This window comes from Pseudoalteromonas sp. GB43 (assembly GCF_054923805.1).
In genome coordinates this window covers 2436933-2450158 of sequence record NZ_JBPCHJ010000001.1, presented here as the reverse complement: position 1 = coordinate 2450158, position 13226 = coordinate 2436933, and the positions used below count along the sequence as shown (strand labels likewise).

Here is a 13226-nt window from a genome sequence, read left to right as displayed (position 1 = left end):
TAACTATGTATAAATATGCTTTGTTACTTGCAGCAGGCCTAATAACAACCAACCTTGCAGCACAAACCACAGAGGCGGTACCAACAGCTAAAGCAAGCAGCCAATGTGATGATTTTACCAATGTCACAATGAGAAAGTTGCGTTCAAAAGAGTCTATTAATTTTTGTGAATTCAAAGACAAACCACTGCTCATTGTGAATACCGCTAGTAATTGTGGTTTTACCGGCCAGTTTGAAGGCTTAGAAGCCATTCATAAAGAATATAAAGACCAAGGCTTGGTCGTATTAGGGTTTCCATCAGATGACTTTTTCCAAGAAGAAGACGATGAAAAAGACACGGCAAAAGTATGTTTCATCAATTATGGCGTAACCTTTAATATGCTGGCTACCAGTGCCGTTCGCGGTAGCGATGCAAACCCAATATTCAAACACCTAAATGAAGCAACCAGCTCACCTAACTGGAACTTTTACAAATATTTAGTGTCTGCAGATCGTACGACAGTGCAGCGCTTTAATAGTAAAACTAAGCCACAATCGCAAACTTTACGCGATGCAATTGAAGCTGAGCTGATTGCAAAATAAATTTAATTTTTCGTTCGGTAAATATTGAACTAAACTAGTGATTTAATACTAAAACACACATTAGGGAGATGTTATGGCAGTAGCCAGTGCAAGACACATTCTCGTAGACAGTGAAGCTCACTGTTTGGATTTAAAGCAGCAAATTGAGCAAGGAGCTGACTTTGCAGAGCTTGCTCGTGCTCATTCTAATTGCCCATCAGGTCAAGATGGTGGTGCATTAGGTGAGTTTGGCCCTGGCATGATGGTTCCAGAGTTCGACAAAGTCGTTTTCTCTGCACCAATAAACCAAGTACAAGGCCCAGTGCAGACCCAGTTTGGTTATCATCTTCTAGAAGTAACAAGCCGTACTGACTAATTTACAAATCGATTTCAAAAAGCCGCTTCATAGCGGCTTTTTTTTGCGAAGGATCTCAAAATGAAACTTTTAGGCTCGACCACCTCACCTTTTGTGCGCCGTATTCGGATTTGGGCTGCACTTAATAACCTAGCTATTGATTTTATTAATTTGGATATTTTCTCTGAGCAAGACAGACAAACCATGATTGCTCATAACCCTGCCAGAAAAATTCCTGTATTAATCGACCATGATTTTACCTTATGTGATTCCAACTCCATTATTCGCTATCTGCTCGAAAAAGCAGATCAGCCATTACTTAGCTGGCAGCAAGAGAACTACTTAACCATTATCAATGCCTGCAATGATTCACTGGTAGAAATTTTACTTTGTCAGCGTTCAGGGTTTGATACCAGCAGCGATAAACTATTTTTTAATTTACAGAATGAACGAATTGTTGAAACATTAGCCTATTTAAATACTCATTTATCGGAGCCAGTATTTAAAAGCTGTGAATACCTCAACATCAGTTTATACTGCTTGCTAGATTGGATCCGCTTCCGCGAATTAACTGATTTTAGCCAACTAAATAACTTAGTTGATTTTTATCATAAATTCGCCGATAAAGCGGCAGTACAACAAACAGATCCACGAAAATAAAGATAAGGGTTACGCAAATGAGCGATATCGAAATTGAATCAGAATTAGTTAGCTTTGTAGAAAAAGTTCGTTTGAACGAATCTATGTGGGCACTCGGTGCCGAAGATGGTGGTTTTGTTGTCTGTGAATCAAACCAATTTAGCGACACAGATGTGTTATTACTTTGGGGTACTGAAGACGCTGCAAAAGCACAATGTAAAGATGAGTGGCAAGACTATACCCCTGTTGAAATTGGCCTAGACGAATTTCTTGATGAGTGGGTTGAAGACCTTAACGAAGATGATGCGCTTGTTGGTTTAAACTGGAACGATGATCAAGTATGCGTTGAAATCGAACCGGTTGGTTTAGCTAAAGCTCTTTGCGATTAATAGCAATCCTTAAGCTTATAACGACACGGCCGTATTTATGGCAGTGTCGTTAAGCTGGAAACTTGATACTTATCAGGTATACTCTTCAACACATCTTTATTATCAAGGTATTAGGTTGAAGTCCCATCTTGGTCGTAGGCCCTTTTCGGCCATGGAATTACATACCCTGTATAATGGTTACATTTATGGTGATCAGCGTTTAGCACGTGAACAAGCTAAGCATTGGCACTTTTGGCTGCCTTTGTTTGCCTATTACACCGGTGCCTACAGCGATGAAATTGGCCATTTAACCCTTGATAATATTGTCACCCTTGATGGAATTCGCTGCTTTGATTTTCATACACATGGCAAGATAAAACCTCGCTATGTACCTATCCACAATGCATTACTCGATGCAGGACTTGACCAATACTTAGGCTATTTAAATGAACAAAATCAGCAACGACTGATGTTTGATTTACCCGCTAAATCTGGTCGCTACAGCGAAAAAGTACGTATTTGGTTTTCGGGTGAAGGTGAACGCGCTGGTTATTTACAAAAGTGCGCTATTCCTACTGTTGATCAGCAAGGTATGAAAACCGCGATAAGCAGTTTACGGCTCAACTTTGAACAACAAGTGCGAATTCATGCACTGCAAGCCAACTGCAAAGATGCCTTTAACTACTTGCTTGGTTTTAAAGATTTCAACGAGCAACGCTTTGCTGATATGCAGTTATTAAATACCGTGCTGCAAAACATACGACAAATAAACCCGCAACTGCATTGGCAGCGTTTCATTGACCGCCATAATTAACTGACAAACTTTGTTACTAACTATTTATTACTGTTCAAATTAAAACCTGATAGCATGGTGATTCGCCCCTCATAGCAGGTGCCTTTCTAACAACAAAAAATCAGGGATACTTATGTTCTTAAAAAGCCTATTAACGGTGAGTGTTGCACTTGCTGTTAGCTCTGCCCATGCCAATGAATATGTTATCGAAAAGCTTGCCAAGCCTAGCTCACAACAAGTAGAACTTACGCTTGATCCTGCCAAAGACAATTTTTCTGGTCATACCGAAATTGCTTTAGAGGTTCTAAAAGCAACCAATTATATCGAATTAAACGGTATTGATTATGCAGTTAGCATGGCGAAAATTTTAGGTGCAGAAAACTGTGACCTAAGTGCTGAAATGCTAAAAACAGGCAAAGTTAAATTCGCTTGTGAAGAAAAAATTCAGCCAGGTAAATACACTTTAAAAGTTGATTTTACCGCACCTTATAATCGCCAAAGTGTTGGTTTATATAAAACTTTAGATCAAGGTACGCCTTATCTTTTCACGCAATTTGAAATGAGCGATGCGCGTCGTGCATTCCCCGTTTTTGACGAGCCAAGTTATAAAATTCCATTTCAGCTAACTATCACAGCGCCAACATCACAAAAAGTGTATGCCAATACACCGGTTTTAAAAACCAAAGTTGATGGCGATATGACAACGCACTTTTTTGACAAAACACCACCGATTCCTTCTTACTTAGTCGCTATGGCTGTTGTCCGTTTGAAGAGCTTGAAATTAAAGGCATGCCAATCCCTGGCCGCGTATTGACTCCACAAGGTAAAATTCACCTTGCTGATTACGCAAAAGAAAATATGCCGCGTGTGTTAAAAGCCCTAGAAGATTATTTTGGCATTCCTTACGTATACAAAAAGCTAGACTCAGTGGCAGTGCCAGAGTTTCCATTTGGCGCAATGGAAAACGCAGGCCTAGTGACTTACCGTGAAGACATTTTACTAGTAGACCTAGCAACAGCAACGCGCAGCAAAAAAGAGCGCAATGTATCAATCATTGCCCATGAGTTAGCTCACCAGTGGTACGGTAACCTAGTGACTATGAAGTGGTGGAATGATTTATGGTTAAACGAAGCATTCGCAAGTTGGATGGCAGCGAAAATCACTGCACAAATCAACCCTGAATTTGAGTCGCACTTAGACTTACCACAAAACTATGTGATGGCACTGGATGCGCGTTTAAGTACTAAACCTATTCGTAAACCAATCAAAACTGAAGCTGATATCATGGATGGCCTTGGCCTTGCCTACAGTAAAGGTAGCGCGGTTTTATCTATGGTTGAAAACTGGATTGGCGAAGAGGCATTCCAGCAAGGTATTCGTGCTTACTTGAAAAAATTCTCGTATAAAAATGCAGAAGCTGCTGATCTATGGCAAGCACTAGGCGAAGCGTCTAATAAAGATGTGGCAAGTGTTCTTAAATCGTTTATCGAACAATCATCTTTCCCACTTATCAAAGTAACGCAAGATGGTAAGAAAATTAATATCAGCCAAAGCCGCTTTGTAAATGCTGGCGTTGATGCACCAGCACAACTGTGGAATGTTCCGGTTGCAATTAAGTATGGTGCGGGCGACAAAGTTAAAACCGCAAGTTTACTGCTGAATAAAGAAACACAGCATCTAACTCTCGACTTTGAACCTGAGTGGATTTACCCAGATCAAGGTGCCATGGGTTATTACCGCTGGGTATTAAATGATGCACAGTTTAATGCCCTGTTAGAGAACGCTGCTGACAAGCTAACGGTACGTGAGCGCTTAGCGCTACTTTCTGCGGTTGATTCATTACTTGATGCAGGTGTTATCTCTGCGGCTCACTTAATGCAAACTTTAGAAGCCTTTGTGAGTGATGCTCACCCATTAGTAGCAAACACAGCATTGGGTTACCTTGCTTCTCAAAAACGCGTATTCGAAGACGACAGTAACCGTGACCTATGGCCTAAGTTTATTCGAAACAGCATTGCTCCTGCCGCTAAGCAATATGGTTTAACAGCAAAAGCAGGTGAAGACGCGGCGGTATCGCAATTACGTGCGCAAGTTGTTGCTCGTTTAGGCTTCGATGGTCATGACCAAAAAGTCATTGATACAGCAAAAGCACAAGCGGCACTGTACTTAAACAACCCTGAAAATGTTGACCCATATTTAGCCTCAACTTACTTAAACCTTGCGGCTTACCATGGCGATGCAAAGTTACTTGAAAAGTACAAGCAAACCTTTAAAACCACCAAAGATCCACAAGTGCGTACTAAGATGCTGGCAGCGATGGGTTACTTTGGTAAACCTGAGTTACAAAAAGCGGTTCTAGAATACAGCTTAACAGATAACGTAACAGCCTCTGATATGCGTACGTTATTAGGTGGTTTAGGCTATGGTAAAGAGCGTGAAGCACTGTTTATTGAGTGGATTTACAACAATTACGATGCCATCACTAAGAACTTACCACCGTTCTTTGTACCAAATTTACCATTCTTCACAACGGCAAGCTGCGATGCGAAAAGCCTAGAGAAAACCAAAACCTTCTTCAACGATAAAATCACTGAAGTACCAGGTTATGCACGCTCTCTTAGTAAGCTTGAAGAAAGCATCAATGATTGTATTGCACTGAAAAACCGTGAATTAAACTCAGTGAATAGCTTCCTTAAGCGCTAATTAAAGCAAATACGAAAAGGGCCACAATGTGGCCCTTTTTTATTGCGCTAAAATAGCAGTTAATTTAGTTATAAATTGCTCAGCCGCTTCAGGTGAGGTGACTTTAAATGCAATACCATAATGAATGGGCTGTGCACTTTTATAAATGCGAGTTGGAAAACGGGTCATTTCACTTATTACATACAAATGCCAGTTTGCTCTGTTTGTAATTTAAACGCGAGATTGAGCCTTCACAAAAGCGTCTTAAATCAAGCCACTGTGATACCACTTCAGGCTCAGTCAAACTGCGCTTATGAACTCGGTTATTAACCGCATAAGCCACAGTGTCTTTATCAATTAAAGCAAAGTCTTGCACCGACTCAGGTAATCTAAATAAATCACTCACTTCCTCAGTTTGCGGCGCAAAGCGTGCAACCCAATGTTGGTTGTTTTTGTTATAACTAAATAAATAACTGTTTGTGTGTTTATCAAAAATTAAAGTTCGGCCAATATCACCGGCAATGACACGCGGTTTAGCCGCAGCAACACGAGTGTATTGCAATGTATGCGGCTCACCTAAGATAAACATGATCAGGTCTTCATCAGCGCCCCACGCATGGTAGCCAACAGGCTCAATCCATTCAAAAATTCGGCTCGCGGCAGGCTCTTCTGCTAATGGATACTGCCATAACTTTTGCTTACCATCTGCTTCGACCACGATTGCCGACAAGGCTTGCTGATTTGGCATTAGCGTTGGCGAGTATTCACTGACAGGAGTGTTGGTGATATTCACACTGCTCTTAGATGCAAAGTCATAAAACGCAATATCGGTTTGTGACTGGCCATTTTCGCCAACAACTTCATGGGTGTAGTAAAGCCCAGTATCAACTAAAAATGGTTGATTATTATAAGTTTTATCATCGGTTACTCGCGACACCTGCATACCATATGGGGTGTCTAAGTCGGCAAGTAATATTTCGCTTTTAGGCATCGCTGCATGTGCGTGACTGGTAAACAATGTCCCTGCTGCGACGAAAAGTAAAGACGAAATCAATTTCATGTTGTTCTCTCGTTTTAATTTTTATCAGCCCATGATAGCGTTAATTAATCCGCCAGTCACTTGACCTTACCATGCTCGACCTTTATAACTAGGACGTGTTCGTTTTTTATCGGTTTCTACTGATTGATTTTATGCACGATAATACCAATCGAGTTATGCCACTGACCATTTAACACACTAGAATGGTTAAATTTTTAAGCCGACTGGTATCAACAATAACGAGAATAATTATGTCAGCTAAACACCCTATCATCGCTATTACCGGTTCATCTGGGGCGGGAACTACCACAACCACCAATGCAATTAAGCACATTTTTAGAAGCTTAAGCATTGATGCAGCCTTCATCGAAGGCGATAGCTTTCATCGTTATACTCGCCCTGAAATGGATAAAAAAATCCGTGAAGCACAACAAGAAGGTAAGCACATTAGCTACTTTGGCCGAGAAGCTAATGATTTTGGTGCCCTTGAAGAGCTTTTTTACCAATATGGCGAAACCGACAAGGTAAAATCAGACGTTACTTACATACTTTTGACGAAGCGGTGCCTTATAACCAACTTCCAGGAACTTTTACCCCTTGGCAAGATTTAGAATCAAATACAGATATCTTATTCTATGAAGGTCTTCATGGTGGTGCTGTCGATGAGAATCATGATGTTGCTAAGCATGTCGATTTATTGATTGGCATGGTGCCAATTATCAACCTTGAGTGGATCCAAAAACTCATTCGCGACACCTCTGAACGAGGCCATTCGCGAGAAGCGGTAATGGGCTCTATTGTGCGTTCAATGGATGACTACATTAACCACATTACCCCGCAGTTTTCACGTACTCATATCAACTTCCAGCGAGTGCCGACGGTTGATACCTCAAACCCATTCAGCGCAAAAGATATTCCTTCTTTAGACGAAAGCTTTGTTGTGATTCGTTTTCGTGGCATAGATGACGTCGATTTTCCGTACTATTTGAGCATGATTGAAGGCAGCTTTATGTCTCGTATCAATACCCTTGTGGTACCTGGAGGCAAAATGGGCTTAGCAATGGAGCTTGTGCTAACGCCGTTGATCAAAGATATTATTTTGAAAAAGCGCGCCCTTGAAAATTTAGCCCCGGTTGACTTGCCGATTTAACTCACTCGGGTACACTGCTGACTCTGGTGAAAACAATGGAGTCGTCGCCTTGAAACAAACATTACGTGTTATTGTTGGTTCAAAGAACCCCGTTAAAATTAACGCGGCTAAACATGTCTTTAGTCTTTATTTCCCACATCATACCATTGAGTGCAAAGGTGAAGATGCACCTTCTGGCGTACCTGATCAGCCACTAGGTGAAGATGAAACCCGTATCGGCGCTGAAAATCGCGTTAAGTATTGCCAAGATCACTTTGACGCCGATTTTTATACAGCAATGGAAGGTGGCGCAGAACAATTTAGTTATGGCGCTGCAACCTTTGCCTTTGTAGTGATTGCAAACAAGCAGCAATTTAGCGTGGGTCGCAGTAGCAACCTACCGTTACCGCAACCTTTTTACGATGCCTTGCTAGCTGGTAAAGAACTAGGTGATGTCATGGATGAGGCATTCAATACCGTTAATATCAAACAACAAGGTGGTGCTATTGGCTTATTAACCAATCATCTTGCCACGCGCGAAAGTACTTATGTACAAGCACTGACATTGGCCATGGCGCCATTTTCACACCCTACCCTATTCAACCAGTAATTAGGATAACCATGAAGTATAGCCACGTATTATTCGATGCCGATGAAACGCTATTTAGCTTTAATGCATTTGAAGGTTTAAAAGTGATGTTTGCACATTACGGCGTAGAATTTACTGAGTCAGATTATCATCATTACCAAGCAACCAATAAGCCGCTTTGGGTTGCTTATCAAAAGCATGAAATTACCGCCAGCGAGCTACAGATAACTCGCTTTACAGAATGGGCTAATAGACTCGATGTGCCAGCAAAAGAGCTTAACGATGGCTTCTTGGATGCTATGGCCTCTATTTGTGTGCCATTACCTGGTGCAGTTGACTTGCTTACAAAGTTAAAACCACACGCCAAGCTAGGCATTATTACCAATGGGTTTGCTAAGTTACAACAAAAACGCCTAGAGCACACCGGTTTACAGGATATGTTCGATTGGCTGGTTATTTCAGAGTTAGTCGGTAAAGCAAAACCTGCCCCAGAGATTTTTCAACATACATTTCAATTAATGGGCAATCCACCAAAAGAGCAGATTTTAATGGTAGGCGATACAGCTGCCAGTGATATTTTAGGTGGTCACAATGTGGGTATCGACACGTGTTGGTTACAACACCCAGGAGTTGAGCTACCTGAAGATATTAAACCAACTTATCAAATCAATCAGTTGGTCGAGCTTGAAGCTATTCTAGGCTTATAATTCTTGATAATAGTTTGGCAAAAAAAATGACGCTTAAAGCGTCATTTTTTATAACTGTAATATGCTTGCGATTAAGCTGTCGCTACTTCTAAGCCTGGTGCTGGCATAGTCACTGGGGTATCGAAAGTTGCCCATTCCCATGCTGACTCAGTCGCCATAATTTTACGAAGTAGTTTATTGTTTAAATCATGGCCTGATTTATAAGCCGTGATTTTACCTAGAATGTTGTGACCAGTCATAAACATATCGCCCACACAGTCTAAGATCTTGTGTTTAACAAACTCATCGCTATAACGTAAGCCGTTTGGATTTAGTACTTTAAACTCATCCAATACAACTGCGTTATCCATGCTACCACCTAATGCTAGGTTGTTAGCGTGCATATACTCGATATCTTTCATAAAGCCGAAAGTACGTGCGCGGCTGATTTCTTCAGTGAAGCTTTGTGCCGTGATATCTAAACCGATACGTTGGCGGCTTTCATTGATTGCTGGGTGATCAAACGCAATTTCAAAATCGATGTGGAAACCATCGTATGGTTCGATCTCAGCCCATTTATCGCCTTCTTCAATACGTACTTTTTCTTTAATACGAATAAAGCGCTTAGCTGCATTTACTTCTTTAATGCCGCCTTTTTGTAACAAATAGATGAATGGTAATGCACTACCATCCATGATTGGTACTTCTGAGCTGTCTAATTCAACAATTAGATTATCAATACCCATTGCCGCTACCGCCGCAATAAGGTGCTCAGTCGTTGATAAACGAACACCATCTTTGTTTGTCAAACAGGTACACAGTTGCGTATCACCAACGGCTTCTGGTGTTGTTTCAAAATCAACAACCGGATCAAGGTCTACGCGACGAAATACTATCCCAGTATTTGCGCTCGCAGGTCGGAGAGTAATAGTGACCTTCTCACCTTTATGAAGTCCAATTCCTATGGCTTTGACTACTTCTGCAATCGTACGCTGTTTAATCATAGGTTCGCTCACTTATAGTTACAGTTAGACGGCGAATTGTATCATAAATACATCCAACTGCCAATTTGTTTATTTATCGAACAAAATTACCAACAAAAACTGTCTTAGTCAGCTTGCTTTCTTAGGAAAGCTGGAATGTCGAAGTAATCGCCACCCTCTGATTTATCAGACTTTTTGCTGCTCTCAGTGCTGCTAGATACTGAGCTGCTCGTTGTACTTTGTTGTACTGGCTCTTGCTTTTCAGACGCAGATGACATGCTTACATCATCACCGCTGCCTTGACTTGCAAAGCTTGGTACATACATGCTGCTAGTTGTTTGGTTCATTGAGCTTTGTACATCAGAACCTGATGCTTTCTTAAAGCCATTATCAACAATGCCAAACTGTGGACGACGATCGCCGCCTAAACCTGTTGCAACAACCGTTACACGTAACTCGTCGCTCATTTCAGGGTCAATTACCGCACCCACAACCACTGTTGCGTTTTCTGACGCAAGTGCTTTAACGTGGTTACCAACAATTTCAAATTCTTCAATCGCGATATCCATACCTGCCGTGATATTAACTAGGATACCTTTAGCGCCTGTTAAATCGACATCTTCAAGTAGCGGGCTTGAGATAGCCGCTTCTGCAGCTTCTTGCGCACGGTCAGGACCAGACGCAGATGCTGTGCCCATCATCGCAGTACCCATCGCTGACATAACTGTACGTACGTCGGCGAAATCCACGTTGATTAGACCAGAACGTGTGATTAGTTCTGCAATACCTTGTACCGCACCAAATAACACGTCATTCGCTTTTGCGAAGGCATCTAATAGTGTAGTGCCTTTGCCTAAAACTTTAAGCAATTTATTGTTCGGAATTGTAATAAGTGAGTCTACAGTTTCTGACAATTCATTAATGCCTTGTTCAGCAGCTGCAGCACGCTTTTTACCTTCAAAGTCAAACGGGCGCGTTACAACAGCAACCGTTAAAATGCCTAACTCTTTAGCAATTTTAGCAACCACTGGCGCAGCACCTGTACCCGTACCACCGCCCATACCTGCTGCGATAAATACCATGTCAGCACCTTCTAAGCTGGCACGGATAGTCTCAGCGTCTTCTTCAGCAGAGTTACGACCCACTTCAGGGTTAGCACCTGCACCTAGACCAGAGGTGATTTGTGTACCTAGCTGCACTGTTACATCAGCAGATGAATTACGTAATGCTTGTGCATCCGTATTCGCAGCAATGAAACGTACACCTTCGATTTGTTGTTTTACCATGTGCTCAACAGCGTTACCGCCGCCACCGCCCACGCCAATTACTTTAATGACAGCTTCTTCGCTGTGCTGTTCCATCATATCAAACATGTTTACTCTCCGACTTGAGTCTTAAAACTCACCTTGGAACCATTTAGTAATACGGTTCCACCAATTATTATCACCTTCTGCTTTCGACTTTTGTGCATTCATCGATTGCATTGTACGGCCGTATTGTAACAAACCAACCGCGGTTGCGTACGAAGGATCATCTACATAATCTGTCAAACCAACAATCCCGATTGGTTTGCCAATTCTGACCGGCATTTGGAAAATGTCTTCTGCCACTTCCATTGCACCCGTCATTTTTGCTGTTCCGCCAGTAATGACGAGACCTGCAGCAATTTGGTCTTCAAAACCTGAGCGGCGGATTTCTTCCATCGCCAACTCGAATAATTCTCTAAAACGAGGCTCAACAACCTCAGCTAAGGTATGGCGCGACATAATACGCGCTGGTCGGTCACCCACACTCGGTACTTCAATAGTGTCTTCGTTGCTTGCCATCTGGCTACTCGCACATGCATATTGTACTTTGAGTGACTCAGCATGTGATATAGGCGTTCTAAATATTTTTGCAATATCACCAGTCACTTGGTTACCGGCTACAGGAATAACGGCTGAGTGGCGAAGCGCACCATTAATATAAATGGTGATATCCATGGTACCGCCACCAATATCTAACACGGCTACACCCAGTTCTTTTTCGTCATCTGTAAGTACTGAGTAACATGATGCCAGTGCCGTGAAGATCAACTGATCGACTTCAAGGCCACAACGCTCAACACATTTCTCGATATTCTTTGCCATATCGTTTGAGCAAGTAATGATGTGCGCGCGAGCTTCCATACGTACACCGCTCATGCCAAGTGGGTTTTTAATCCCTTCTTGCATATCGATGCTGTACTCTTGTGGCAATGCATGGAGCATTTTTCGTTCTGCCGAAATAGGCACTGAACGCGCAATGTGGATGACATTTTCAATATCTTCGTCTGTCACTTCCGTGTTGTTAATTGCCACTACACCGCTTTCATTTTGGCACTGGATATGTTTTCCAGAAATCCCTAAATAAACAGAGCTAATACGGCAATCAGCCATTAGCTCAGCTTCATCTATAGCTCGACGAATCGATTCAGAAACAAGGTTAAGGTCGTTAACGCCGCCTTTATCCATACCATGCGATACTTGGCTGCCAACACCCACAATGCTTAGTTTGTTATCTGCGGTGATTTCACCAACGGTGGCCACAACTTTCGATGTGCCAACGTCTAATCCAATCACTAGGTTTCTTTCTGCTGACTTGGTCATGCCTTACTCTTATTTTCTAATTGTTCTTCTTGCACTGGCTTCCAGCTCACTGCAAGACCGGTATCATACCGTAAATCAACAACATCGATTTGTGCATCTGCACGTTGTTCCATGCGCGGATACACGTCAATAAAACGCTGTACACGCTTTGCTTTTTCTTTGCGACCTAAGTTCAGGCGAATGCCGTTATCAAGCCATAACTGCCACGAAAAGCGCTCAGAAAGCGCTAAACTAGTCAGCTCTAAGTTATTCACTTTGAGCATTTCTTGAAATTGACTAAATGCTGTCCACGCCTCAATCTCACTGCCTTCAGGGCCGTATAATTGTGGCAAGCTTGTGGGTAATTTATCACTACTTGCTTGGAACACTTCGCCTGCTTGGTTTAACAGCATATCACTGTTCCAATGAGCTACAGCTTGATGTTCAACAACATATACTTGCAGGGTATCTGGCCATTGCTTTCTGACCGATGCCGTTGCCACCCACGGCAAGCTTTGTACTAAGCGTTGCACATGTTTTACGTCTAATTCAAAAAAACTCGATAAGTCGGCTTTTTTTATTGCACCAATAATTGCTTTTTCATCAGTATATTGGGGCTGTCCAAGTACTGATAAATGCTTTATTTGTGCGTCTTTGTTTTCTACCAACCAATCTGAGACGCCTGTCGTGATTTTTACTAATGCGAAAATCACGACTAGAAAAAAGCTCACACCAAAAATCAACGACCAATTTAGTTGTTGTTTTAATTGTTGCGCTTTTTCTAAAAAAGGATGCAT

General features: G+C 41.9%; 13 protein-coding genes and 2 pseudogenes. 9 read left to right on the top strand and 6 right to left on the bottom strand.

What is annotated here, in order from left to right; translation table 11 throughout:
• Positions 1-5 precede the first annotated feature (5 nt).
• The 6 genes and pseudogenes from ACRWSG_RS11650 to ACRWSG_RS11625 all read left to right on the top strand — a co-directional run bounded on the left by ACRWSG_RS11650 (position 6) and on the right by ACRWSG_RS11625 (position 5418).
• A complete protein-coding gene (locus ACRWSG_RS11650) occupies positions 6-581 on the top strand; it encodes a glutathione peroxidase (RefSeq protein WP_235377200.1) in 576 nt (191 codons plus the stop codon).
• Between the two features lie 73 nt (positions 582-654).
• Complete coding sequence (locus ACRWSG_RS11645) at positions 655-936, top strand: peptidylprolyl isomerase (protein WP_054552716.1); 282 nt, start codon at positions 655-657, stop codon at positions 934-936.
• Positions 937-996: 60 nt separating this feature from the next.
• A complete protein-coding gene (locus ACRWSG_RS11640) occupies positions 997-1575 on the top strand; it encodes a glutathione S-transferase family protein (RefSeq protein ID WP_194441977.1) in 579 nt (192 codons plus the stop codon).
• A gap of 17 nt (positions 1576-1592) precedes the next feature.
• Positions 1593-1943, top strand: a complete 351-nt coding sequence (locus ACRWSG_RS11635) for a DUF2750 domain-containing protein (RefSeq protein ID WP_054552718.1) — start codon at positions 1593-1595, stop codon at positions 1941-1943.
• A gap of 115 nt (positions 1944-2058) precedes the next feature.
• Positions 2059-2736 carry a site-specific integrase gene (locus ACRWSG_RS11630; RefSeq protein ID WP_062566485.1) on the top strand — a complete coding sequence of 226 codons (678 nt, stop codon included), beginning with the start codon at positions 2059-2061 and terminating at the stop codon, positions 2734-2736.
• 112 nt (positions 2737-2848) lie between these two features.
• Positions 2849-5418 (top strand): annotated as a pseudogene (locus ACRWSG_RS11625) (M1 family metallopeptidase).
• A 39-nt stretch (positions 5419-5457) separates the two neighbouring features.
• Here ACRWSG_RS11625 and ACRWSG_RS11620 read toward each other — a convergent pair.
• A complete protein-coding gene (locus ACRWSG_RS11620; protein WP_268795038.1) occupies positions 5458-5586 on the bottom strand; it encodes a hypothetical protein in 129 nt (42 codons plus the stop codon).
• A gap of 1 nt (position 5587) precedes the next feature.
• The gene (locus ACRWSG_RS11615; RefSeq protein ID WP_235377202.1) at positions 5588-6457 is read right to left on the bottom strand and encodes a hypothetical protein; all 870 of its coding nucleotides are present in this window, start codon (positions 6455-6457) and stop codon (positions 5588-5590) included.
• Between the two features lie 182 nt (positions 6458-6639).
• Here ACRWSG_RS11615 and ACRWSG_RS11610 point away from each other — a divergent pair.
• The 3 genes and pseudogenes from ACRWSG_RS11610 (at position 6640) to yjjG (ending at position 8861) form a co-directional block, all read left to right on the top strand.
• Positions 6640-7586 (top strand): annotated as a pseudogene (locus tag ACRWSG_RS11610) (phosphoribulokinase).
• A gap of 49 nt (positions 7587-7635) precedes the next feature.
• Positions 7636-8175: an inosine/xanthosine triphosphatase gene (gene yjjX, locus ACRWSG_RS11605; protein WP_138598845.1), complete on the top strand. Its 540-nt coding sequence runs from the start codon at positions 7636-7638 to the stop codon at positions 8173-8175.
• A gap of 11 nt (positions 8176-8186) precedes the next feature.
• Positions 8187-8861: a pyrimidine 5'-nucleotidase gene (gene yjjG / locus ACRWSG_RS11600; RefSeq protein ID WP_054561044.1), complete on the top strand. Its 675-nt coding sequence runs from the start codon at positions 8187-8189 to the stop codon at positions 8859-8861.
• Positions 8862-8932: 71 nt separating this feature from the next.
• Here yjjG and lpxC read toward each other — a convergent pair whose 3' ends face one another.
• From lpxC to ACRWSG_RS11580, 4 genes are all read right to left on the bottom strand, one after another.
• Positions 8933-9844 (bottom strand): UDP-3-O-acyl-N-acetylglucosamine deacetylase, encoded by a 912-nt coding sequence (gene lpxC / locus ACRWSG_RS11595; RefSeq protein WP_036971181.1) that lies wholly within the window; start codon positions 9842-9844, stop codon positions 8933-8935.
• A 104-nt stretch (positions 9845-9948) separates the two neighbouring features.
• The gene (gene ftsZ, locus ACRWSG_RS11590; protein WP_054552725.1) at positions 9949-11196 is read right to left on the bottom strand and encodes a cell division protein FtsZ; all 1248 of its coding nucleotides are present in this window, start codon (positions 11194-11196) and stop codon (positions 9949-9951) included.
• A 21-nt stretch (positions 11197-11217) separates the two neighbouring features.
• Positions 11218-12450: a cell division protein FtsA gene (gene ftsA, locus ACRWSG_RS11585; protein WP_462166341.1), complete on the bottom strand. Its 1233-nt coding sequence runs from the start codon at positions 12448-12450 to the stop codon at positions 11218-11220.
• Positions 12447-13226 (bottom strand): cell division protein FtsQ/DivIB, encoded by a 780-nt coding sequence (locus ACRWSG_RS11580; protein WP_054552727.1) that lies wholly within the window; start codon positions 13224-13226, stop codon positions 12447-12449. Before ACRWSG_RS11580 ends, ftsA begins: the two co-directional genes overlap by 4 nt.